Genomic DNA, 22210 nt, shown 5'->3' with positions numbered 1-22210 from the left:
AAATACGGGCTCAATATCCGGGGGCATCGCCCCAGAGCAGTTTGTGCAGCTGCAGCTGAAAACGCACCGGCAGGTTGTCCGCCACTACCCAGTCGGCCAGCGAACGGGCGTTCAGCTGACCGAAGCTCGGGGAGAAGAGCACATCATTCACTCGTTCCACCAGGCGGTATTCGTCCAGTTTGAACTTGGCCCAGTCATAATCCTCGCGGCTACAGAGCACGAACTTGATCTGATCCTGTGGGCCCAGCAGGGGGATATTCTCCCAGCGGTTCTTGTCCACCTCGCCCGAGCCCGGCGTTTTCAGATCCATCACCTTGCTGACGCGCGGATCCACGCCTTCCAGGGACATGGCCCCACTGGTTTCCAGAGACACCTCATAGCCTGCATCACACAGGCGCTCAAGCAGCGCCAGGCAGTTGGGCTGGGCGAGCGGCTCGCCGCCGGTGACACAGATGTATCGCGGGTGGTAGCCGGCCACCTGCTCGAGGATCTGCTCCAGCGTCTGGCGCTCCCCGCCGTGAAAGGCGTACTCCGAATCGCAGTAATGGCAACGCAATGGACATCCCGTCAGGCGCACGAATACCGTGGGGCGCCCCAGGGTCCGGGCCTCGCCTTGCAGGGAGTGGAAGATTTCAGTGATTCTGAGACTGTCGTCGGTCATGAAGCGTCTGGCTCGCAGCCCGGGTCAGGGGGCATTAACAAAAAGGCGGCCCGCTATAGCTATAAAGGTAAGCGGGCGAGCACGCAGTTTACCCAAAGCCCAGGTGCTATGCGAGGCCCGGCCGGCAAAATCCACACCTGACGCCATTTGCCCGCTCAGGGCGAGGCTGTTATTCTTCGTGATTGGCCCGAAATTCTGTATCGGACCCAGATACCCTTACCCCCGATACTCTTACCGAAGCCGCTATGAAACCTGTCAAAACCAAACGCCAACTGCGCGCCGAGCTCGACCAGCAATTGGCCGATTACCTGCGCGAGGGTGGTGAAGTCAAAGAAGTGCCGAGAGGCATCAGCGGTCGCTTTGACGCCAAAGGGCCCCTGACGCCCCTGTTCACGCCCACCAAGGACGAGAATCCTCTGGCCGGACGCACGCCTCTGACCCATGTGGTTCAGGCGCTGGAGGCGCGCAAACATCCCGTCCCGGTCCCCAAACGTCCGAAGCCCAAACGCCCCCGAAAAAAAATGATTCTGGACGACTTTGGGCAGCCGGTGCGCTGGGAGTGGGTGGAAGATTGAGTTTCCGATCACAGAGCAGCATCTTTACATCCATCTATTTTCAGGTCGAGTGCCATGGGGCTATTTGAATCAACCGAGAACGACAACGCCATCCAGGTTTCCCGACTGCAACCGGACGAAACACTGGGCTGCGCAATACCGCGGCAATTTTTGCTGGACGGCCACCCCTGGCCCACGGCCGAGCACTACTACCAGGCCATGAAATACCCGGGCCGGGCGCTGGCCGAGTCCATCCGAACGGCGGATTCAGTCGAGATAGCCCGCAAGCGGGGACGCGGTTGGTTCAAACGGCCGAGAAAGGACTGGGACAAGGTCAGAGTCGCTGCCATGACCCGGGCCATTTACACCCAGTGCCACACCTGGCCCGAATTCGCGGAGGCTCTGCTGGCGACCGAGAACAACCCGATTGTCGAAGTGTCCCTCTACGATTATTTCTGGGGCGTCGGCCGCGACCATCGGGGAGAGAACCGCTACGGAAAACTCCTGATGGATGTGCGCGCCAAGCTCAGGCAGGAAAAACACCCCTAGGGGTCCCACTTCCCACTTTGCATTTTGCGCTTCCCACTTTAAGCCTGTCTCTTGCCAGGGTGATGATCTGACGCAACAATCACGATAAGCACTGCGCCCGTCCACCCAATAAAAAGAGAGCACCAATGAACAAACATACATTTCTGTTTCTGAGCGGCCTACTGGCACTGGGGGCCTGTGACAGAACAGACCCCTCAGCACACTCTTCCCCACAGTCCTCAAGCGCCTCCAGCGCCATACCCGTCACGTTGAAGCAGGACGAGTCCGGGCACTACTGGATTTACCGCGAGGGCGAGCCCTATTTTATTCGGGGCGCTGGCGGCACCAGCCGGCTGGACCAGCTGGCAGCGGCCGGTGCCAATTCGGTCCGGACCTGGAGCACCGACGATGCCGAGCGAATTCTGGATGAAGCCGAGGCCCAGGGCCTCACCGTCATGCTGGGCCTGCGCATGGGCAAGGAGCGCCACGGGTTTGATTACAGCGATAAACAGGCCGTTCAGGCGCAAAAAGAACGCCTGCGTGAGCAAGTGCTGCGCTACCGGGATCACCCCGCGCTCCTGAGCTGGGGCATCGGCAATGAACTGGACCTGTTTTATACCGACACCTCTGTCTGGCACGCCGTGGAAGACATTGCGCGGATGATCCGGGAGCTGGACCCCCACCACCTGATCACCACCGTCACGGCGGGCATCGACGAGGAGAAGGCCGACCTGATCCTGGAGCGGGTGCCGAGCATCGACTACCTGAGCATCAACACTTACGGTGACCTCGACACACTCCCGGGGAAGGTTCGTGATGTCGGCTGGCCGGGGGCCTACGCCGTGACCGAGTGGGGGCCCACAGGCCACTGGGAAATCGCCAACACAGACTGGGGCGTGCCCATTGAGCAGACCAGTACCGAAAAGGCGCAGGCCTATCGCCAACGCTATGAGTCGGCCATTCTTGGCGACCCGGAAAAAGGACTCGGCTCCTACGCTTTTTTGTGGGGGCAGAAACAGGAAACCACGCCGACCTGGTATGGCCTGTTTCTCGAATCCGGCCACGCCACCGAGGTTGTCGACACCATGCAACAGCTGTGGACCGGGGAGTGGCCGACCCACCGAGCACCCAGTATTCAGTCATTCCGGATCGACGGTAAAACCGCCTACGACAGTATTTATCTTGAGCCGGGAGCCTCATACGAGGTCACACTCGAAGCGAGTCATCCGGAAGATGCGCCCTTTGACATTCGCTGGGAGTTTTTACCGGAAAGCACCGATATCAAATCGGGCGGCGATCGTGAAGAGCGCCCGGAGAGTGTCTCCGGGTTGATCGTGCAGGATCGGGGTGACGGGCGCATGCAGTTCAAGGCACCGGAAAAGAAAGGCCCCTATCGCCTGTTCACTTATGTCACTACCGAGCACAAAAAAGCCGCCACTGCCAATGTGCCCTTCTTTGTCGGTAGCGCTGAAGACCACGAATAATCAACCCATCATCAGTTTGCAGAAACCCGGCCTCCTGGCCGGGCTTCTGCAACCGCCAGGCACTTGATCACGTCAACTCGTAACGATCAATAATATCCCGCACCAGCCCGCTGCGAACAATATCTTCGCGCTCGAACCGATGGATGTAGACGCTGGGCAAGTTGCCCAGGCGATTGACCGCATCCGCCAGGCCATTGGATCCGCGTATGTCGCTCTGCTCGATGTCACCGTTGATGACGACCTTGCAGTCTTCACCGATCCGGGTCAGGAACATCTTCATCTGCGCGGGCGAGGTATTTTGCGCTTCGTCCAGTATCACGAAGGTCCGGTTGTTGAAAGTTTTGCCGCGCATGAAAGCCAGGGGCGCAGCAACGATACGTCCGTGGCGCAGACAATAGTCCACCGTTCCGGCGCCCAGGCGCTCGGCGAGAATTTCCCGAAAGGCGTCAATATAGACCGAGAATTTTTCATCCAGTGCGCCGGGTAAAAACCCCAACTGCTCGCCGGCCTCCACGGCGGGACGGGTCAGGATGATCCGCTCGATTCGCCCGGATTCCAGCGCTTCGGCCGCGAGTGCGCCGGCACAGTAACTTTTCCCCGTGCCCGCCGGGCCGATGCCGAAGGTGAGGTTGTAGTTCTGAATGGCGTTGATGTAGGTCTGCTGGGCGTTGTTGCAGGCGGTCAGGGGTTGGTTGGCACGTTTGGGAGCGTAAGCGGTTTCGAGTTGGCGGGAGTGGGAGTTGATTTCTACGATGTTGCCGTCGAGAGGGGAGCGACGTCTTCCGTATTCCTCTGGAAATAATCTGTCTTCGGGGTGGGTTCTCTGATTTCTCTTGCGCTTCGCGTGAGATCGTTTCGCCATGGGTAAATCCCCTTTGTGTTCCAATTTGAACAGGGACTGGTGGGGCGCTTCGTCCTGTGAGGGTCGGCCGCGGCCCTGCCCTGTGAGACTCAAAAAAGGTGATGCATTGGTGGGGCTGGCAGAGGTGCCCCGAATGCTATGGCTGGCTCCTCCTCTTTGGTGGTGGGTAAGAGAAATCCGAAGCGCGCTGGCAAGCCGATACGCTGCTTGAGATGGGGGAATCACTTCCCTTGCTTTTGATATTAGGGGTATTTACAGAAAGGGTCAAGCCGGGAGGATGAATAGCCTCCCGGCTGTAAAACATCACGACATGGCCGAAACCATCGAGATCATGACACCGGCCGCCACGGCCGACCCGATCACACCGGCCACGTTCGGGCCCATGGCATGCATGAGCAGATGGTTCTGGGGGTTGGCTTCCAGCCCCACCTTGTTGGACACACGCGCCGCCATGGGAACGGCGGATACACCGGCCGAACCGATCAAGGGGTTCACTTTGTGGCGCACAAACAGGTTCATGAGCTTGGCCACCAGAATGCCCATGGCGGTACCAATGGCGAAGGCGACGATACCCAGTACCAGGATGCCCAGCGTTTTGGTATCCAGGAAGCTGCCCGCCGCCAGCTTGGAACCCACGGCCAGACCCAGAAAGATCGTGGTGATATTGATCAGTGCGTTCTGCGCGGTATCGCTCAGACGCTCGACCACGCCACACTCGCGCATCAGGTTACCGAAGCAGAACATGCCCAACAGCGGCGCGGCCGTCGGCAAGAGCAAGGCCACCAGGATAAGCAGGACCAGAGGAAACGCGATCTTCTCGCGCCGGGAGACCGGGCGCAACTGCTCCATCTTGATCTGACGCTCGGCATTGGTGGTGAGCGCGCGCATGATCGGCGGCTGGATCAGCGGTACCAGCGCCATGTAGGAGTATGCGGCCACTGCAATGGCGCCGAGCAGTTCCGGGGCGAGAATACTCGACACATAAATGGCAGTCGGACCGTCAGCACCACCGATGATGCCAATGGCCGCGGCATCGGCGATGGAGAAATCCATCCAGCCGGCGGCCGACATACCGACCGCACCGATAACGGTGGCAAAAATACCGAACTGGGCCGCCGCCCCCAAAAACAGGGTTTTCGGGTTGGCAAGCAGGGGACCGAAATCCGTCATGGCCCCCACTCCCATGAAGATCACCAACGGCGCAATACCGGAGCCGATCGCCACTTCATAGAAGGTGTAAATCACCCCGTTATTGTAACCGTAGTCGAGCGCCACCTTGGCGGCGGCGGCTTGTTCCGCCGTCGCGGCGGTTTTGTAGACTTTGAGCAGCTCATCGGCGCTGGCGCCGGCCGAGGCGCCCAGGACGTCGCCCAGAGCGGCCAACACTTCCTGTCCACCCACATCGAGCGCCTGTTCTACCGCCGAGAGCGCCAAACCCGCCCCGGGTATGTTGGCCATGATGCAGCCAAAACCGATGGGCACCAGCAGCAGCGGCTCAAAGCCTTTGCGAATGGCGAGGAACAGCAGGAGCAGGCCCACCAGAATCATGGCGAAAGTACCCCACTCCATCTGGTTAATGCCCGATTCCTGCCACAGTCGAATAAAATTATGCATAAATTGGTCTCAACGTTGCTTCAAGCAGCTTCGGTTCAAGCTCAGGCCAAATCGAGCAGCGGGTCGCCGGCCGAAACCGCATCCCCGGTCTGCACATGCACTTTGGTGACGGTGCCGGCGCGGGGCGCGCTGACTTCCGATTCCATCTTCATGGCCTCGAGAATCAGGAGCGTATCGCCCTCTTCAACTTCATCGCCCGCACTGACCATCACTTTGAAGATGTTACCGCCCAGAGGGGCGGGCACGGGCTCACCGTCGCCGCTGGCGGGCGCGGCATTCTCGCCGCTCTTGGAGGCATCGCCACCCACAGGCACCAGGCCGGTCACATCGCCGCCATCGTTGACGGTAACGGTGTAGCTCTTGCCATCCACTTCCACGGTGTAGACTTCCTCACCGGAATCGGTGGTGACAGCGCTGCCCTCTTTGCCGGTGGGCACGGGCTCGAAGGCGTCGGGGTTGTTGCGGTTCTCAAGGAACTTGAGACCGATCTGGGGAAAGAGCGCGTAGGTGAGCACATCGTCAATACGGCCCTCACCCTCGGTCAGCTCGATATTCTTTTCTTTCGCGCTCGCTTCCAGCTCTTCGGTCAACTTGTCGAGCTCCGGCTCCAGACGATCGGCCGGGCGGCAGGTGATGGGCTCTCCCCCGTCCAGCACGCGGTCCTGCAGCTCCTTGTTGACCTCGGCCGGGGTTGCACCGTATTCACCCTTGAGCACCCCTTCGGTCTCCCGGGTGATGGTCTTGTACCGCTCACCGGTGAGAATGTTCATGACCGCCTGGGTTCCCACGATCTGTGAGGTGGGCGTCACCAGAGGAATATAACCCAGATCCTTGCGCACCCGGGGGATCTCTTCCAGGACTTCGTTGAACCGGTCTTCGGCATTCTGCTCGCGCAGCTGGTTTTCCATATTGGTCAGCATGCCACCCGGCACCTGGGCAATCAGGATGCGTGAATCCACGCCCTTGAGCGAGCCTTCAAACTTGGCGTACTTGCGCCGGACTTCACGGAAGTAGATGGCAATTTCTTCCAGCAACTCCAGGTCCAGCCCGGTGTCCCGCTCCGTGCCCTCCAGGGTCGCCACCAGCGTTTCGGTGGGACTGTGGCCATAGGTCATGGACATGGAGGAAATGGCGGTATCGACGTTGTCGATACCCGCTTCCACGCACTTGAGATTGGTGGCATGGGCCAGGCCGGTCGTGGCATGGCTCTGCATGTGAATGGGAATATCGCAGGTCTCTTTCAGGCGCTTGACCAGCTCGTAGCCCACATAGGGTCTGAGCAGTCCCGCCATATCCTTGATCGCGATGGAGTCGGCGCCCGTGTCTTCAATGCGCTTGGCCATATCGACCCAGCCATCGATATTGTGCACCGGGCTGATGGTGTAGGAGATGGTGCCCTGGGCGTGCTTGCCCTGATCCTTGACCGCTTTGAGCGCCGTTTCCAGGTTGCGCATGTCATTCATGGCATCAAACACCCGGAAAACATCCACGCCGTTGTGGGCCGCACGCTCGACGAACTTCTTCACTACGTCATCGGCGTAGTGACGGTAGCCCAGGATATTCTGGCCCCGGAGAAGCATCTGCATGGGGGTCTTGGGCATGGCTTGCTTGAGCTGCCGGATCCGGTCCCAGGGGTCTTCGCCCAGATAGCGGATGCAGGCGTCAAAGGTGGCACCGCCCCAGGTTTCCAGGGACCAGAAGCCCACCTGGTCCAGTTTCTCGGCGATGGGCAGCATGTCGTCAAGGCGCATGCGAGTGGCAAAAAGGGACTGATGCGCATCGCGCAAAACAAGTTCCGTAATGCCCAAGGGCTTTTTAACCTCGCTCATGGCGTTTTACCTTCTTCACTGTTCGCTTTGGGGTGCGTTTGGGGTCTGCTGGTCGCTGACAATCAGCGGCGGGCGCGGTGTTTTGCCACCGCCGCCTTGATCGCTTTCAATACCGTCTCGTCCACTTCGGCGGAGGCCGGCCTGCGCCCTGCTCCGGAGCGTTTGGCCGGGCGGCCCGAGGGAATCGGGTCAGGTTCGGGGAACCAACGCCGGACCAGCCCCGTCAAAAGGGTAGTGGCAATCACCAGCAGTGTGAGAAAAACCAGCACCGACCCCATGCCATAGAGCATCAGGTCCGTGCCTTGTTGCATCAGTGTGTCATTCATTGCATGCACCCTGTTTCATGAATACCCGTGTCACAATCGTTACCGGCAAAACCTTCGCGGCCGGCTGATAGGCCCGCCAGTCGATAGAAAGCTCTCGCCCGACGCCGGGGCGCGCCAATGTAGCTTGAATCCCCCAAGCTGGCAACTGCGTCACAAAATGCCGTGGCCGGGGTTTACTTTTACCATCCCGCCGTTGATAAAACGGCCGTCCATTTTCTCTTATCTTTCAAAAACTTACAACTTGAGTGCTGCTTTTTCGTGCACCGGGCTCCCCCTGCCTGAGGAAAAGCCGCTAGAATGGCGGCCCTTTTGAGCCCCCGGAGCACGCACCCATGCAGCTATTTCTCGCCCCGATGGAAGGCGTGGTCGACCACCAGGTTCGCGACCTGCTCAGCGCACTGGGCGGGCTGGATGGTTGTGTCACCGAATTTATCCGGGTGACCCATACCGCGTTGCCCCGCAAGGTGTTCCTGCGCTCCGCACCGGAGCTCGAGCACCAGAGCCGCACCCCGAGTGGCACCCCCGTCAAACTGCAACTGTTGGGCGGTCAGCCCGAGATGGTGGCGCTCAACGCGGCCAACGCCGTGCGCGCCGGCGCCACCGCGATCGATCTGAACTTTGGCTGCCCGGCCAAAAGCGTGAACCGCAGCGACGGTGGCGCCTGCCTGCTGCGCGCCCCCGACAGGGTGCATGACATTGTGCGGGCGGTGCGCACCGCGCTCCCCGCCGAAGTCCCGGTCAGTGCCAAGATCCGCCTGGGCTTTGAAGACAGAAGCCTGTATCTGGACAACGCCCGGGCGGCGGCCGAGGGCGGTGCCAGCGAGCTAACCGTGCATGCCCGCAGCAAAGCCGACGGCTATCGCCCCCCGGCCTACTGGGACTACATTGCCCGCATCCGGGAGGCCCTGACGATTCCGGTGATCGCCAACGGCGAGATCTGGACGGTGGCGGACTTTGAACGCTGCCGGGAAGTGACCGGTTGCGACCGGTTCATGCTGGGACGGGGCCTGCTGGCCTGCCCGGATCTGGCGCGTCAGATCAAGGCTCATGTGGCCGGCGAGCCATATACTCCCATGAACTGGTCCAAGGTGTGTGAATTACTGTACCGCTACTATCGGATGAGTCAGCCCAACTACCCCACCCGCCACAGCGGCAACCGCATCAAGCAATGGCTGATGTACCTGCAGCGCCAGTACCCCCAGGCCCAGAGTTTTTTTGAAACCATCAAGCGCGAACAGGAACCGGCGCGGCTGGAGCAGGCGCTGTTGGCCGCCGCATAAAGGCCTCCGGCTCACTCCACCTGATTGCGCTCTTCCAGTCGCGGCTCGGCGACACTGATGAAGCCACCTTTGCGATCGAGACCAATCGCCTGGGTGGAGCCATAGTCTCCCAGACGACGCAGACTGTGACCCTTGGTCTCCAGGGCCCCGCGCACCGGGTCGGGCAGCGTCTTTTCCACAAACAGGTGGTCGGGTCGCCATTGGTGATGAACCCGGGGCATGGCTATGGCGTCTTCCAGCGCCAACTCCAGATCGATGTAGTTGACCAGAGTCTGGAACACCTGGGTAATGATCGTGGGCCCGCCGGCCGCACCCAAAGTGAGTACTGGCTTACCTTCGCGGGTCACAATGGTGGGGCTCATGCTCGACAGCGGGCGCTTACCCGGCCGGATGCTGTTGGCTTCGGCCCCGATCAACCCGTAGGCGTTGGGCTCGCCCGGCTGGGCGGAAAAGTCGTCCATCTGGTTGTTGAGAATCACACCGGTGCCCGGCACCACCACTTTTGAGCCAAAGTTGGTATTGACCGTGGCGGTAATGGCCACCCAGTTGCCTTCCTTGTCGGCCGTGGCGATATGGGTCGTATGTTTGCCGAACAGCTCTTCCTGGGACTTGGGCGGCTCGCTGTGGCCCTCGACCGTCCGGGCTTTGTCGAGCGAGATGCGCTCGGCCAGCGTCTCGGCATAGGGCTCGCCTGCCAGTCCTTTGGGCACCTGGGCAAAGGCGGGATCACCCAGCCAGTGGGCGCGATCGGCAAAGGCCAGCTTCATGGTCTCGGCGAGCAAGTGGTAGCGATCCGCCTCGGACAGTTTGGCGGGCTCAAAGTGACTCATCATGTTGAGCATCTGGGCCACGTGCACACCACCCGAGCTGGGTGGCGGATACCCGTAAATCCGGTAACCGCGATAATCGCTCACGACCGGCTGGGGACGTTTGAGGTCATAATCGGCAAAGTCCTCGGCCCTCACCATCCCGCCATTGTCGGCCATCCAGTCGCCCACCGCCCGGGCGAAATCACCCTCATAGAAGTACTCCGGCCCCTGTTTGGCAATGGCCCGGTAGGTGCGGGCCAGGTCCGGTTGCTGCAGGCGATGCCCCAGCGGCCAGGGTTCACCTTCCGGGTTCAGGAAAATGGCGGCCGTGCCGGGGAATTCGTTCAGGTCATCAACATGGCGGTTCAGGCGGCGAGTAAAGATGCCGTCAATCGCAAAGCCCTCTTCGGCCAGGTCCGCCGCTGCCTTCAGGTGCTGGGCGAAGGTGCCCTCCCCGCCCTTGCGCATCATGTAGTCATAGGCGCTGACCGAGCCCGGAATGCCGACCGCCAGGGGCCCTTTTTTGCTCAGCTCCGGCCGGTACTCGCCGTCGCGCACATACATGTCCCGATGGGCCCTGGCCGGTGCGATTTCCCGCCCGTCGATGGCCTCTACCGTACCGTCCGCCCAGTGGACCACCGCGAAAATACCGCCGCCAATGCCGGAATTGTGCCCATCCACCACTCCCAATGTGAGGGCAGCGGCCACAGCGGCATCCAGGGCATTGCCGCCCTGCTCATAGGCATCCATGGCCGCCCGGGTGGCCACAGGCTGCACGGTGGCCACCGCGCCCCGGCCGTCGGCGGTGACGTCGGCATATCGATTCGCGGGCGGGCGTTCGCCCGCGATCGTCGATGAGCTGAAAATGAGCAGAAGCAGGGCGAGCAGTTTTGGCATGGGGATCAATCTTCAGTGGGGTCCGGAGAGAAAAACCCGAAGGGTATCATCGTCGCGCCCAAATGGTCACTCAATCAGGCACGAAAAACCCGGCCACGCGACCGCTCGGGAACGGAGCATTGCGTGGCCGGGCTGAGAAGAGAGCTTCCTCTGACAGGCGCTAGTCGCGCTCGCTCATCACCTGTAAAGCCCCCGAAACGTATACCAGGGGGGCATTCCAGTTGATGGTGATTTCATTGGTAGCGTAGCTGCACCAGTGATCCAGATAGGACCTGGCCGGTTTGTCCGAGGGGTATTCCACCGGGCAGTCATCGGCATCCTGCTGGCCGCTGTGGGGGCCTCCGGCCAGAAAACCGGGAACCGGCGCCTCGATCTCGTCGGCTTCTGACGGCCGGTGGTGAATGTGCTGCGGAGTCTGACTGCCATACTGGGTCACGTAGGAGAACCCGGTGGGATTGCGCCCCAACACGTAATCCAGCAGAGCCTGAGCGGCATCGCGATAGCCCTCTTCGCCGCTGAGCCGATAGCCCTGCAACAACATCATGGCATTGTTCATCGCCACCCCGTTGCTGCCCCAGACGAAATCTTCAGCCCGCATCGCCACGCCCTGGGGCGAGTCCTGCCATTCCCCATGGAGCTCATCGGCCAGACCGGTCACCCGGGATTCGATCAGGTCCCGATCCGCCGCTGAGGTCAACTGCTCGCGATGGTGGGCCAGGGACATCCAGGCCAGCCCTTTGGAGTCGGACCAACTGGGCGTGCTGTTGGCCAGCTCCGGTGCGCTCATGACCCGATAGTAGTCATCCTTGCCCGTGGTGATATAGAGCTCGGCGGCCGCCCAGGCGAATTCGTCGCTCAACTGGTCATCGCCGTACTCGCCGGTCTGAATGTCTTCCGGGTTGCGGTAAGTGACATCGGGGTTTTCCTGCGCCCACTGCCAGGCCGCTTCGGCGGACTTGAGCGCCTGGCGGGAGAAGCCGGGGAAGGCCTCTTCATACTCGGCATACACCCGACTGGCGGTGGCCATCACCGCCGCGTAATTGAGCGCCGCAGCGGTTCCTTTGGCCACCACGTAGCGCTGTTTATCAGCCTCGTGGGGCATGATCTTGCCCGAGAAGTTCTTGGTGGTGAGCTTGTGATAGACGCCGCCGTCATGCGGGTCCTGCATGGTAAGCATCCACTCGAGGTTCCACATGGTTTCATCGAGCAGGTCGGGCACGGCGTCGCCACTTTCGGGAATGGTCAGATCGCGCCCCGAGTAATATTCCGGGAAGTGCTCGAAAGCGGCCAGGAGGGTGTAGGTACTGATGCCCGAGTTGACGATGTACTTGTTGTAGTCGCCGGCGTCATACCAGCCTTTGGGGCTGGAGATGACGGTGCCTTCGGGCCGCGCCTCGGAGGCTGCCGACCGATGGACCTCGACCTGCGTATCCGGATGACCCGCCGGGCGGGCGTAGTCTCCCGCATACTCGGGCGTCAGTTCAGTGCTGACGCGATTGAAGTAGTAGGCCTTGATGGCGGCATCGTTCAATGCCCGATAGATATCCTCGCGCACCTCAAACTCCGGAGATTCGGCCAGACCGGCCACGCGCACCTGGTAGCGGCCGGGCCGGGTAAAGGAGGAAAAGTCAGCCTGACGTACCCGCTCACCCGAGTGCTCCCAGGCCCGCCCTTCACTGAGGGTACCGCTGAACACCGACTGGCCGCTTCGGATGTCGATCAGTTCAAAACGGTCCGCCCCATTGGCCGGTACCACGGCGGCCTTGGCCGCATCGGGCATAAAACCCAGTTGATTGACCTGAATGTTCGCGTCACCTTCGGTGACGTCATCCCGGGGCTGGGACAGTTCGGACTGACAGGCAGTGAGCAGACAAAGGCCGGCCGATACGGCCACGAGTCCACGTGTGAGAGTGGGCATGGAAGCACCTCTATTTTTATTGATGTTTGTTGTTCGGGGTCGCTGGCGCCGAAGCCCGGTATGCCCGGCCTGCCTCTCCAGAGTTATGGTGCTCGCGACCCTAAGAGACCCAAGAATACCTCAAAGTCGCGATCAAAGAGAGAGCCGGCTACAGATTTAACACTTTCTTTACAAACGGGATCGTCAGTTTGCGCTGCTCGGCCAGGGAGGCATGATCCAGTCGCTGCAGGTAGCAGAACAGCTCGTTCATATCGCGCGGAACACGCTGGAGGATGTAGTGGGCCACCTCTTCACTCAGATCCAGACCCCGCGCCCGGGCGCGGTGGCGCAGAGCATTCTGTTTGTCCTGATCATTGAGCGGGTGGACCTGGCAGGTGATCCCCCACTGCAGGCGCGAGCGCAAATCGGGCAATGCCACAGGCAGCTCCCGGGGCCCCTGGACAGCGGCCACCAAAAGGCGGCCACCCCCGTCGCGCAGCCGGTTATAAAGGTGGAACAGCGCCTCTTCCCAATGGGCCTGCCCGGCAATGGCTTCCAGTCCGTCCAGATACAGAAAATCCACATGCTCCATGCCGTCAAACAGGGCCTCGGGGGCGAATCCCACCAGCTCGCGCAGAGGCAGATACTGGATACTGAAGCCCGCATCCTGGGCCTGATGCCCGGCCGCCTGCAGCAGATGGGTCAACCCCACCCCAGAGCCACCCCACAGGTAAATGAAGTCCTCGCCCTGCCCCGACGCCTGAGCGCGCAGCAGCGTCAATGTCCGCTCATTGGCGGAACCGGCCGGCGCATAGAAATTTTCAAAGGTGGCGTCGTCATTCAGGCTGACGCCCAGCGACAACTGCTCCGGTGGGGACATGGCGATCACACTATCTCCAATGACTATTGGGGCTCCAGTGACTGTTGGGGCTCCCGTGACTAAACGGGCCGGAAACGAGCGTTACGGCTCCCAAGTATAAACCAGCGGGTTGGCCATTGTACCCTGTGGCTGGAAGCGATCACCCACCAGGCTGACATGCCCGCTCTGGGCAGCGGGAACCAGTTGGCTGTCGAGTTTCAGGGTGCTGAGCAGGCGCTCGACGTCCCCTTCGGTGACCAGGCGGAACAGCAACACGCCGGGGCGCACCGATATCATCTCTACCCGACGGACCATCGCCAGATCTTCAAGATAGGTCTCCGCCGCCTTGTAGGCGCCGAAACCCTCAATGTTGGACAGCTGCAGTACCAGCGTGTCCGGCCCTTCTTCACGCGGCACAATGGCATAGAGCGAGGCAAAATGGTCCGCCAGAACATCTACGGCCGAGGCAATCATCGCCTGTTTCGACTCGGCGTTGACGTTAAAGCCGTAGTTCCCCATTCCATGATACAGCTGCCAGTCCGAGCGCCACTCGCCGCTGGACGTCTCGCTGTAGCGGCCCACGAGCACCGCGTCGGAATCATAGCGCGCTGACGCTGACCGGATGGCCTCCCGATCCAGATCCCACAGCTGACGGGCGGACAGTGCCAGCCGATCCTGCAGATCGTCGAGGGGCGAAATCAACGGCAACCCGCGCAAGACGGCCTGCTCCTTCAGCCAGTCCCGCTCCTGCGAGCCGGTCACGCGCTGAACGCCGTCATCGTCCCGGGCTACCAGCCAGTAGAGCACGGCGGGACGGTTGGCTGGCCAGAGGGACAGCTCGGCGGAGCGCAACAGCTGCTCAATTTCCACCGGTGAGAACTTCAGCACCAGCCGGGTGGCCGGGCGCTCCTCTCCGTCGACCTCGATAGTGTCATCGGTCGAGGCATAGTTGAATTGGTAGACAAAGTCCTGCGCTCGTCGGCTGGCCTCGCGCACCGCCGACTGCTCCATGGCCCCGGTATCACCCGAGACTCGCACGACCAGCGCTGCAAACGCCTCGCGCGCCGCACGCTCGCGATCGGCCGCCGACTGCGTCGCCACCAGCACTTCGGCGGTGTAGAGGTCCACCACCTGCTCGGCACGAAGCGGCGCCGCGGCAAGCAGCAGTGCTGCGAAGGTCAGACAGAGCCGCCAGGCCGTCGTTATTGTCAGTAATCGCCTCAAAGTATGCCTCGGTTCCATGTTGGTTGAATGGTTCGCTTGAACAGGTTTCTCGAATCGGCTGGAGGGCCAAGCTCCGCATTGTAGCAGGCCACAAAAATGGGGAAAGGTTCATTAGTGGTCCATGCGGCCAATTCTGTCACTCTCAGAGAGCCTGTGCTGGTGCGAATCAAGGCGCGTTCGCAGGCAAGGGTGGTTCCCTTGTCAAGAGACGCAACGCCGAGTCGCGCCAGCACAGGCTCTCCCGAAGGGCCGCCACACAAGCACCCTGGGCGGTGTTGCCTACATGGATGTAGGTAAGGGGCGAGAGCAGGAGGCGGTAAGCTTTGCGCTCGCTTGAATTGACGACGGCCAGTCCTGCACTCGCGCGCCTTGCCCAACGCGCTTGTGTGACGGCTGAGAGTGACAGAATTGGCCGCATGGACCACTCGCTCGCATTTCGGGCATAAACTGATAGAATACGCGGCCATTAAATGACATTCCCCGTCCAGACAGGCAGTTCGCTGCCGTCGTTCCGAGAGCGAAAGCCAATTCATGAGTGAACAAAACGCGAATCCGTCACTGAGTTACAAAGATGCCGGTGTCGACATCGATGCCGGGGAAGCCCTGGTTGAGCGCATCAAGGGTGTCGCCAAGCGCACCAGCCGACCGGAGGTCATGGGCGGCCTGGGTGGCTTTGGCGCTCTGTGCGAGCTGCCCAGCGGCTATCGCCAGCCGGTGCTGGTCTCGGGGACAGACGGCGTTGGCACCAAGCTTCGCCTGGCCATGAACCTCAAACGCCACGATACCATCGGTATTGATCTGGTCGCCATGTGCGTCAACGATCTGGTGGTGGCCGGCGCCGAGCCCCTGTTTTTCCTGGACTATTACGCCACAGGCAAGCTCAACGTCGATATCGCCGCCGATGTGGTCACCGGGATTGGCGCCGGCTGTGAGCAGGCCGGCTGTGCTCTGGTCGGGGGCGAAACCGCCGAGATGCCCGGCATGTATGACGGCGACGACTACGACCTGGCCGGCTTCTGCGTCGGCGTGGTGGAAAAGTCCGAGATCATCGACGGCACCAAAGTGGCCGCCGGCGACAGCCTCATCGCCCTGGCCTCCAGCGGCCCCCATTCCAACGGCTACTCACTGATCCGCAAAATCATTGAGGTCAGCGACGCCGACCTGACCCGGGACTGCGACGGGCAACCGCTGGGCGAGGCGTTGATGACACCGACCCGCATCTACGTCAAACCGCTGCTGCAACTGATCAAAGATTTCGATGTTCACGCCCTCTCGCACATTACCGGCGGCGGGCTGACGGAGAACATCCCCCGGGTGCTGCCCGATCACTGCAAAGCGGTGATCGACACCGGTAGCTGGGATCTGCCGCCCGTGTTTCAGTGGCTGCAGCAGGCCGGTGGCGTTGCCCCGCGCGAGATGTTCCGCACCTTCAACTGCGGCGTTGGCATGGTCATCGCCTTGCCCAGGGCCCAGGAAACCGCCGCTCTGGAACAGCTGAACGCCGCCGGCGAGCGGGCGTTTGCCATTGGCACCATCGCCGAAGCGTCGGGTGATGAGCCCCGGGTTGAGCTGACAGGAGTCCGTGCTTGAGTGTCCAGTCCCGCACCCGAGTCGTCGTTCTGATCAGTGGCAGTGGCACCAACCTTCAGGCGCTGATCAATGCCCGGCAGGCCGGGCAGCTCCCCATTGATCTGGTGGCTGTGATCAGCAACCGCCCGGGGGTTGCCGGCCTGCAGAGAGCCGAAGCGGCCGGCATCCCCGCCCTGACGCTCGACCACAAAGATTTTGAATCGCGCGAGGCCTTTGATCGGGCTCTGCAGGAGCTGATTGACCGCCACCATCCGGATCTGGTGGTTCTGGCGGGCTTTATGAGGATTTTAACGCCCGAATTCACACGGCACTACGAGGGCCGGATGCTGAACATCCACCCCTCTCTGCTGCCCAGATACCAGGGGTTACACACCCACGAGCGGGTCCTGGAGGCGGGGGACAAAGAACACGGCGTCACGGTGCATTTTGTCACCGATGAACTCGATGGCGGGCCACCGGTGGTCCAGGCCCGGGTTCCGGTTCACGCCGATGACACGGCCGAGGCGCTTGCCAGACGGGTTCAGGCGCAGGAACACACCCTCTACCCCTTGGCCGTTGAATGGTTCGCCAAGGGGCGATTGCGGATGGAATCGGGAAAAGCGGTACTGGATAACGAACCTTTAGGGCCCAGTGGGCGTCCAATGGAAACCAGTAGGCGTTGAATCCATACGGCGAGGAGCCATATATGCCCCAGAACACTCGATCGATGCACGTCATTCTCATGCTCGCCCTGTCGCTGCTCATGGCAGTGGGAGCCAGGGCCGACATGCCCCGGAGCTTCGAAAACGAGTACTCAACCCGTATTTTCGGCATCAAGGTCACCGTGACCCACACCCTGTCCGATCTGGACGAGGGCGGACAACAGCTGCGCTTTGAAGCTGACTCCTGGATTGGTAACATAGTAGAGATAACCCGGTTCGACTGGACTGAAGACGGAACCGTGGTTCAGCCCAACAAGTACTTTTACAAGCGCCGGGGGCTGGGTAAAGACCGCGACGCCGAGCTGACCTTCGACTGGGACAAGGAACGTGTGACCAACGACGTCCAGGGTGTGAGCTGGAACATGGACATCAGCGAGAACGTTCAGGACAAAACCAGCTACCAGGTGCAGCTGCAGCGGGACCTGATCGCCGGCCGGGACAACCTGGTCTACGAAATCGCCGATGGCGGCGAACTCAAGCGGTACCGGTTCGAGATAGTGGGCGAAGAGACCCTGGACACACCGCTGGGAAAAGTCGATACCGTCAAGGTCATGCGCAGCCGGGATGATGATGACCGCGTCACCTACGCCTGGCTGGCCAAAGACTGGGACTTTCTGCTGATTCGCCTTCAGCAGAAAGAGGATGGCGACTCGCATTCCATCACCATCAACAAAGCACGTATCAACGGCAAGAGAATAGAACGTTTCTAGCATGCGGCTGGGAACAACGAGCACCACACTGTTCGACCCTTTTCATTCACCCGCAACCAATAGGTTATTTTATGAGCATCTCCAACAACAGCGTAGTCAGCTTTCACTACACACTGACCGACGGAGAAGGCAAGCAGCTGGACCAGTCCAATGAGGAAAAAGGCCCGCTGACCTACCTGCACGGCGCTGGCAACATCATTCCCGGCCTGGAAAAGCAGCTGGAAGGCAAGAGCGTCGGTGACAAGCTGACCGCCCAGGTTCCCGCCGCCGAAGCTTACGGCGAGCGCAGCGACAACCTGATCCAGGAGCTGCCCGCCAACATGTTCACCGGCGTTGAGAAAGTTGAGCCGGGCATGGAGTTTCAGGCCCAGACCGAACAGGGCACCCAGATCGTGCGTGTGGCGTCCGTCGAGGGCGACACTGTCACCATCGATGCCAACCACCCGCTGGCCGGCGTCGACCTGAGCTTTGATGTGGAAGTCACCGACGTGCGTGACGCGACCGACGAAGAAAAAGAGCACGGTCACGTTCACGGCCCGGAAGGCCACGAGCACTAAGAAAAACAGCGGTGGTGCCTTCGGGCGCCGCTACTGCAAAAAAAACGGCCTTTGAGAGCAATCTCAAAGGCCGTTTTTGTTTCCGGTGCTCGGTAACCTCCGAGCCAGATCAGACCACTTTGATATGCCAGGGCTCGAAGCGCACCCCATAATGGTTGTCCTTGGTATAGCGGATCTGCACATACCCAAGATCCTGCATGCGCTTGAACTCATCGGTCTCGGCAAACCGGTCGGTAAAGTTGGAGTAACCCCAGCCGACCCGACCGACATCGAAATCACCGATGCCGTGATAACTGTGCCCGGGTGGTGCCAGAGAGCGGGAGGCCTTGGAGAGGTTGTAACCGGACTCCAGACACTTGGCCACGAACAGGTGCATCTGTTTGACGTTGCCACGAATACCCGAGGTCAGGATGACACTATCGCCAATATCCTTGCGCAACTTCTCATAGTAAGCCGTGGACTCACCCTTGAGCAGGTAATGCCCCGAATACGGAATCTTTACCGCCTCCTTGGCGGGAATGGCCGCCGTCAACTCCTTGGTCACCTTTTCTCCGTAAAAACCGTATTTTTCCGCTTCGGTAAAAAACAGCTTTTCAATCAGTGCCCGCTCGGCACTATCGAAATCGCCCACCTCGGAGTAACGCTTTCCGTACCTGAACAGCTCGTCAAAGCCGAGTAGGTTGTAGTTGCCATGCCCCACCAGACGCTCGGCCCGCTGAAAGCGCAGGTACAGAGAGTGCAACACCGGCTGTTCTCTCTCGGAGAGGTAGATATCATCCACAAAGTCGCCATTGAAGTTACGCACTTTCTCCAGCACCCGGCTCCGATGGCTATCCCCCGGGAGCGCCACCAGATCGTCACTGTGCGCCCGGTCAGGGGAGAACGTGAGCGTCGGTGCGGGGCTCTTGGGGGCCAGATCTCTGCCCACCTGAGCCAGATCCTCGGGCTGCGGCATTTCCGTGGCCTCGGCAACGGTGGCTCGTACCACGCTTTCAGAGTCGCTGAACGACTCCACCGGCGGCGGATCGATATCGCCGGCTACGGTGAGTGACTCCTCACCTGTCGAGGCATTCCGGGCAGCCGCACGCTCAGATGAATTCTCGGCCATCTGCCAAAGGTAGGCATTTCCCGCGGTAAATCCGGCACCTGCCGCAAAACCGACCAATAAGTCTCTGCGCTTCACCTTTCCTCTCTCGAATATGTTCCAACGTGGGTCGCGCAACCAGCGCGCGACACCTAAAACGTTCACTGGTCAGAAAATCGCCAACAGACCCCAGAGGCACGCACAATGCGGCCTGCAGCCCATCCACTATAGCGCATAAACGTCCACCTTTCAGTGTTTGCTTATATCAATTGGTCTGGTTATCGCTGCTTTCTATAAAAAACCGCTTTTTCAGGGTGTCGACAATGTCAAGGTTACGGCTCACAGAAGTAAAACTTTAATGTCGAGGCCCCGCCAGAATCAGGTAAACGGCCCGACGACGGGATAGATGGTTTTTTCATAATAGTGAGTTTTTAAAAACCCGGAGCGCATGAAAAGCCGTGCGCAGACACTTTTTTATCGTGACTGGAAATAAGTGGAACACTCCGGTATAGCAAATAAGTATCAGTCTCTTCGGGGCCAAAATCACCGCTTCAAAGCCACCACCCTCTCGCTGCTATACTCAATGCAAACCGTCAAGCAGTCAGTTGGAAGTGCGGTGTCTGTGATGCACCGCCTCCTCACAACCACCCGAGTGTACGGGCAACAATAATTTCCTGACCAAAGAAGGTGCTAGAGATGAAACGTCATTTTTACCTCAGCGACGATCTGGACGACCTGGAACGGCTTGAAAACGACCTGGAGAGCCGGGATATCGAACGCCCGCAGATTCACATCCTGAGTAACAACGATGCGGGACTGGAAGAGCACCACCTGCATCAGGTCGAGTCCCTGTTTAAAAAGGACGTGGTGCACTCGGCCAAAATCGGCTTCCTGGTGGGGGTCGTGGCCGCCGCCATCCCGCTGGCGGCCGCCTACTTTATCGGTCTGAGCCAGAGCTATCTCTGGATTCCGGTCATCTTCCTTTCCATCATTCTCCTGGGCTTCTGTACCTGGGAGGGTGGTTTGATTGGCATCCAGCGGCCCAATCACCAATATCAGAAGTTCGAGGCCGCCGTTCGCGACGGAAAACACCTGCTGATCATCGACGTCAACCCGGAGCAGGAAGAGCAACTCAAGAAGATTATCGGGGAACACCCCAACGTTCAGGATGCCGGGCTCGGACAGCCAGTGTCTGGCTGGGTTGTCGGGGCGCAGAAGCAGTGGGACAAATTCATTCACTGGGCTCCCTGAAGCATTGATACCCGAGGGGCGCCTGTTTCACCACACGGGCGCCTCTGCCCTGCCTCCATCCACCCGAAGGCAGATCTATTGACCCCAACGATAACAAATAGGATGTGGAGCAAGACGTTATGATTCTGGTCATCGTCCTGGTTTTGCTGGTATTGGGCACTCTGTTATTTCATTTTCTCAGCCCCTGGTGGTTCACCCCCATTGCCTCGAACTGGGGCAGTATCGACATCACCATCCAGATCACCTTCTGGGTGACCGGTTTCGTGTTTATCGCGGTCAACCTGTTCATGGCCTACGCCATCTACCGCCACCGCTTCCGCGAGGGCCACAAGGCCCACTATGAGCCCGAAAACAAAAAGCTGGAAGTCTGGCTCACGGGTCTCACCGCCCTGGGGGTCGCTGCCATGCTGGCACCGGGGCTGTTTGTCTGGGCCGACTTTGTCGACACGCCCGAGGACGCTTCCCAGGTCGAGATCGTCGGCCAGCAATGGCACTGGACCTACCGCTTTCCGGGCGAGGATGGCGCGCTGGGCCAGACCCACCCACGCTTTATCAGCGAGGACAACCCGTTTGGCATAGACCCCAACGACGATGCCGGCCAGGACGACATTCTGATTTTCAACAACGAGCTACACCTGCCCGAGGGCAAACCGGTGAAAGCGCTCCTGCGCTCCAAGGATGTACTGCACAACTTCGGGGTACCGCAGTTCCGCGCCAAGATGGACATGCTGCCCGGGATGGTCAGCTACTTCTGGTTTGAACCGACCCGCCAGGGCCGGTTCGACGTGGTCTGCATGGAGCTCTGCGGCATGGCCCACCACGCCATGCGCGGTCAGGTCGTAGTTGAGACGCAGGAGGATTTCGACCAGTGGCTAAGCAGCCACCCCACCTTTGCCGCCACGCAAAGCGACTCCAGGGCCGACCCGGAACGGGGCGCTTCGCTCTACGGCGTCTGCGCCAGCTGCCACGGCCAGGAGGGGGAAGGCAACCGCAACATGAACGCACCCAAGCTCAGCGGCCTGCCACCCTGGTATCTCGAACGCCAGCTGCAGTTTTACAAAGACGGCGTACGTGGCTCCCATGAACAGGACACCTACGGCCAGCAGATGGCCGGCATGATGAATACGCTGAGCAACCGGCAGGCCATCCTCGATGTATCGGCTTACATTGCCGAGCTGCCCGACTCGTCCGCCGAGGCAACCCTGGAGGGCGACCCACAGCGGGGCAAGCGGTTGTTCAACAACTGCAGCTCCTGTCACGGCGACAACGCCGAGGGCAACTACGCCACCAACGCTCCCCCGCTGGCCGGCCAACACGACTGGTACCTCAAGCGCCAGCTGGAAAACTACAAGCAGGGAATCCGGGGCAGCCACAAAGGGGATTACTACGGCACCCAGATGATCCTGATGGCCCGCACGCTGCACAACGAGCAGGCCATAGACGATGTTCTGACCTATATCAACAGCCTATAACAAACGCGCCACGAGGACTCA

At 60.4% G+C, this 22210-nt stretch carries 20 protein-coding genes; 10 read left to right on the top strand and 10 right to left on the bottom strand.

Annotated features, from left to right (window positions below):
• Positions 1-10 precede the first annotated feature (10 nt).
• Entirely contained in the window at positions 11-661 is a 651-nt protein-coding gene (gene queE, locus AAE484_RS07505; RefSeq protein ID WP_341937746.1) for a 7-carboxy-7-deazaguanine synthase QueE, read from the bottom strand.
• A gap of 245 nt (positions 662-906) precedes the next feature.
• Between queE and AAE484_RS07500 the strand changes: the two genes are divergently transcribed.
• The 3 genes from AAE484_RS07500 (at position 907) to AAE484_RS07490 (ending at position 3227) form a co-directional block, all read left to right on the top strand.
• The gene (locus tag AAE484_RS07500) at positions 907-1236 is read left to right on the top strand and encodes a hypothetical protein (RefSeq protein WP_341937745.1); all 330 of its coding nucleotides are present in this window, start codon (positions 907-909) and stop codon (positions 1234-1236) included.
• 54 nt (positions 1237-1290) lie between these two features.
• Complete coding sequence (locus AAE484_RS07495) at positions 1291-1764, top strand: NADAR family protein (RefSeq protein ID WP_341937744.1); 474 nt, start codon at positions 1291-1293, stop codon at positions 1762-1764.
• A 125-nt stretch (positions 1765-1889) separates the two neighbouring features.
• Entirely contained in the window at positions 1890-3227 is a 1338-nt protein-coding gene (locus tag AAE484_RS07490; RefSeq protein ID WP_341937743.1) for a glycoside hydrolase family 2 TIM barrel-domain containing protein, read from the top strand.
• A 67-nt stretch (positions 3228-3294) separates the two neighbouring features.
• On the opposite strand, the gene AAE484_RS07485 is transcribed toward AAE484_RS07490, so the two are convergent.
• The 4 genes from AAE484_RS07485 to AAE484_RS07470 all read right to left on the bottom strand — a co-directional run bounded on the left by AAE484_RS07485 (position 3295) and on the right by AAE484_RS07470 (position 7858).
• Positions 3295-4089, bottom strand: a complete 795-nt coding sequence (locus AAE484_RS07485) for a PhoH family protein (protein WP_341937742.1) — start codon at positions 4087-4089, stop codon at positions 3295-3297.
• 303 nt (positions 4090-4392) lie between these two features.
• Entirely contained in the window at positions 4393-5703 is a 1311-nt protein-coding gene (locus tag AAE484_RS07480; protein WP_341937741.1) for a sodium ion-translocating decarboxylase subunit beta, read from the bottom strand.
• A gap of 41 nt (positions 5704-5744) precedes the next feature.
• Positions 5745-7532 (bottom strand): sodium-extruding oxaloacetate decarboxylase subunit alpha, encoded by a 1788-nt coding sequence (oadA, locus tag AAE484_RS07475; RefSeq protein ID WP_341937740.1) that lies wholly within the window; start codon positions 7530-7532, stop codon positions 5745-5747.
• Positions 7533-7594: 62 nt separating this feature from the next.
• The gene (locus tag AAE484_RS07470) at positions 7595-7858 is read right to left on the bottom strand and encodes an OadG family protein (protein WP_341937739.1); all 264 of its coding nucleotides are present in this window, start codon (positions 7856-7858) and stop codon (positions 7595-7597) included.
• A gap of 332 nt (positions 7859-8190) precedes the next feature.
• Between AAE484_RS07470 and AAE484_RS07465 the strand changes: the two genes are divergently transcribed.
• Positions 8191-9138, top strand: a complete 948-nt coding sequence (locus tag AAE484_RS07465) for a tRNA dihydrouridine synthase (protein WP_341937738.1) — start codon at positions 8191-8193, stop codon at positions 9136-9138.
• Between the two features lie 11 nt (positions 9139-9149).
• Here AAE484_RS07465 and ggt read toward each other — a convergent pair whose 3' ends face one another.
• The 4 genes from ggt to AAE484_RS07445 form a co-directional block, all read right to left on the bottom strand.
• Positions 9150-10844: a gamma-glutamyltransferase gene (ggt, locus tag AAE484_RS07460; protein WP_341937737.1), complete on the bottom strand. Its 1695-nt coding sequence runs from the start codon at positions 10842-10844 to the stop codon at positions 9150-9152.
• Positions 10845-11004: 160 nt separating this feature from the next.
• Positions 11005-12762, bottom strand: coding sequence for a glycoside hydrolase family 9 protein (locus tag AAE484_RS07455; protein ID WP_341937736.1), 1758 nt, complete (start codon positions 12760-12762; stop codon positions 11005-11007).
• A 148-nt stretch (positions 12763-12910) separates the two neighbouring features.
• The gene (gene hda, locus AAE484_RS07450; RefSeq protein WP_341937887.1) at positions 12911-13621 is read right to left on the bottom strand and encodes a DnaA regulatory inactivator Hda; all 711 of its coding nucleotides are present in this window, start codon (positions 13619-13621) and stop codon (positions 12911-12913) included.
• Positions 13622-13702: 81 nt separating this feature from the next.
• Positions 13703-14824 carry a DUF2066 domain-containing protein gene (locus AAE484_RS07445; protein ID WP_341937735.1) on the bottom strand — a complete coding sequence of 374 codons (1122 nt, stop codon included), beginning with the start codon at positions 14822-14824 and terminating at the stop codon, positions 13703-13705.
• 531 nt (positions 14825-15355) lie between these two features.
• Between AAE484_RS07445 and purM the strand changes: the two genes are divergently transcribed.
• The 4 genes from purM (at position 15356) to AAE484_RS07425 (ending at position 18382) form a co-directional block, all read left to right on the top strand.
• Positions 15356-16414, top strand: coding sequence for a phosphoribosylformylglycinamidine cyclo-ligase (gene purM / locus AAE484_RS07440; RefSeq protein WP_341937734.1), 1059 nt, complete (start codon positions 15356-15358; stop codon positions 16412-16414).
• Entirely contained in the window at positions 16411-17076 is a 666-nt protein-coding gene (gene purN / locus AAE484_RS07435) for a phosphoribosylglycinamide formyltransferase (protein ID WP_341937733.1), read from the top strand. The genes purM and purN overlap by 4 nt, the downstream gene beginning before the upstream one ends.
• A 23-nt stretch (positions 17077-17099) precedes the next feature.
• On the top strand, positions 17100-17825 hold the full coding sequence (locus AAE484_RS07430; protein ID WP_341937732.1) for a DUF3108 domain-containing protein: 726 nt from the start codon (positions 17100-17102) through the stop codon (positions 17823-17825).
• Positions 17826-17896: 71 nt separating this feature from the next.
• A complete protein-coding gene (locus AAE484_RS07425; protein WP_341937731.1) occupies positions 17897-18382 on the top strand; it encodes an FKBP-type peptidyl-prolyl cis-trans isomerase in 486 nt (161 codons plus the stop codon).
• 109 nt (positions 18383-18491) lie between these two features.
• On the opposite strand, the gene AAE484_RS07420 is transcribed toward AAE484_RS07425, so the two are convergent.
• The gene (locus AAE484_RS07420; protein WP_341937730.1) at positions 18492-19565 is read right to left on the bottom strand and encodes a M15 family metallopeptidase; all 1074 of its coding nucleotides are present in this window, start codon (positions 19563-19565) and stop codon (positions 18492-18494) included.
• A gap of 597 nt (positions 19566-20162) precedes the next feature.
• Between AAE484_RS07420 and AAE484_RS07415 the strand changes: the two genes are divergently transcribed.
• Positions 20163-20717, top strand: coding sequence for an NAD/FAD-utilizing enzyme (locus AAE484_RS07415; RefSeq protein ID WP_341937729.1), 555 nt, complete (start codon positions 20163-20165; stop codon positions 20715-20717).
• Between the two features lie 119 nt (positions 20718-20836).
• Positions 20837-22189, top strand: a complete 1353-nt coding sequence (locus AAE484_RS07410; protein ID WP_341937728.1) for a c-type cytochrome — start codon at positions 20837-20839, stop codon at positions 22187-22189.
• Positions 22190-22210: the final 21 nt, after the last annotated feature.

Origin of the sequence: Marinimicrobium sp. C2-29 (genome assembly GCF_038419845.1) — a bacterium.
Taxonomy (GTDB): Bacteria; Pseudomonadota; Gammaproteobacteria; order Pseudomonadales; family Cellvibrionaceae; genus Marinimicrobium.
Note: the sequence above shows the minus strand (reverse complement) of the source record. Positions and strands in the feature narration are given on the sequence as shown.

What these genes read in the sequence shown, in the direction of transcription:
- queE (WP_341937746.1), bottom strand. Translation starts at nt 661, where the DNA reads ATGACCGACGACAGTCTCAGAATCACTGAAATCTTCCACTCCCTGCAA.
- AAE484_RS07500 (WP_341937745.1), top strand. Translation starts at nt 907, where the DNA reads ATGAAACCTGTCAAAACCAAACGCCAACTGCGCGCCGAGCTCGACCAG.
- AAE484_RS07495 (WP_341937744.1), top strand. Translation starts at nt 1,291, where the DNA reads ATGGGGCTATTTGAATCAACCGAGAACGACAACGCCATCCAGGTTTCC.
- AAE484_RS07490 (WP_341937743.1), top strand. Translation starts at nt 1,890, where the DNA reads ATGAACAAACATACATTTCTGTTTCTGAGCGGCCTACTGGCACTGGGG.
- AAE484_RS07485 (WP_341937742.1), bottom strand. Translation starts at nt 4,089, where the DNA reads ATGGCGAAACGATCTCACGCGAAGCGCAAGAGAAATCAGAGAACCCAC.
- AAE484_RS07480 (WP_341937741.1), bottom strand. Translation starts at nt 5,703, where the DNA reads ATGCATAATTTTATTCGACTGTGGCAGGAATCGGGCATTAACCAGATG.
- oadA (WP_341937740.1), bottom strand. Translation starts at nt 7,532, where the DNA reads ATGAGCGAGGTTAAAAAGCCCTTGGGCATTACGGAACTTGTTTTGCGC.
- AAE484_RS07470 (WP_341937739.1), bottom strand. Translation starts at nt 7,858, where the DNA reads ATGAATGACACACTGATGCAACAAGGCACGGACCTGATGCTCTATGGC.
- AAE484_RS07465 (WP_341937738.1), top strand. Translation starts at nt 8,191, where the DNA reads ATGCAGCTATTTCTCGCCCCGATGGAAGGCGTGGTCGACCACCAGGTT.
- ggt (WP_341937737.1), bottom strand. Translation starts at nt 10,844, where the DNA reads ATGCCAAAACTGCTCGCCCTGCTTCTGCTCATTTTCAGCTCATCGACG.
- AAE484_RS07455 (WP_341937736.1), bottom strand. Translation starts at nt 12,762, where the DNA reads ATGCCCACTCTCACACGTGGACTCGTGGCCGTATCGGCCGGCCTTTGT.
- hda (WP_341937887.1), bottom strand. Translation starts at nt 13,621, where the DNA reads ATGTCCCCACCGGAGCAGTTGTCGCTGGGCGTCAGCCTGAATGACGAC.
- purM (WP_341937734.1), top strand. Translation starts at nt 15,356, where the DNA reads ATGAGTGAACAAAACGCGAATCCGTCACTGAGTTACAAAGATGCCGGT.
- AAE484_RS07430 (WP_341937732.1), top strand. Translation starts at nt 17,100, where the DNA reads ATGCCCCAGAACACTCGATCGATGCACGTCATTCTCATGCTCGCCCTG.
- AAE484_RS07425 (WP_341937731.1), top strand. Translation starts at nt 17,897, where the DNA reads ATGAGCATCTCCAACAACAGCGTAGTCAGCTTTCACTACACACTGACC.
- AAE484_RS07415 (WP_341937729.1), top strand. Translation starts at nt 20,163, where the DNA reads ATGAAACGTCATTTTTACCTCAGCGACGATCTGGACGACCTGGAACGG.
- AAE484_RS07410 (WP_341937728.1), top strand. Translation starts at nt 20,837, where the DNA reads ATGATTCTGGTCATCGTCCTGGTTTTGCTGGTATTGGGCACTCTGTTA.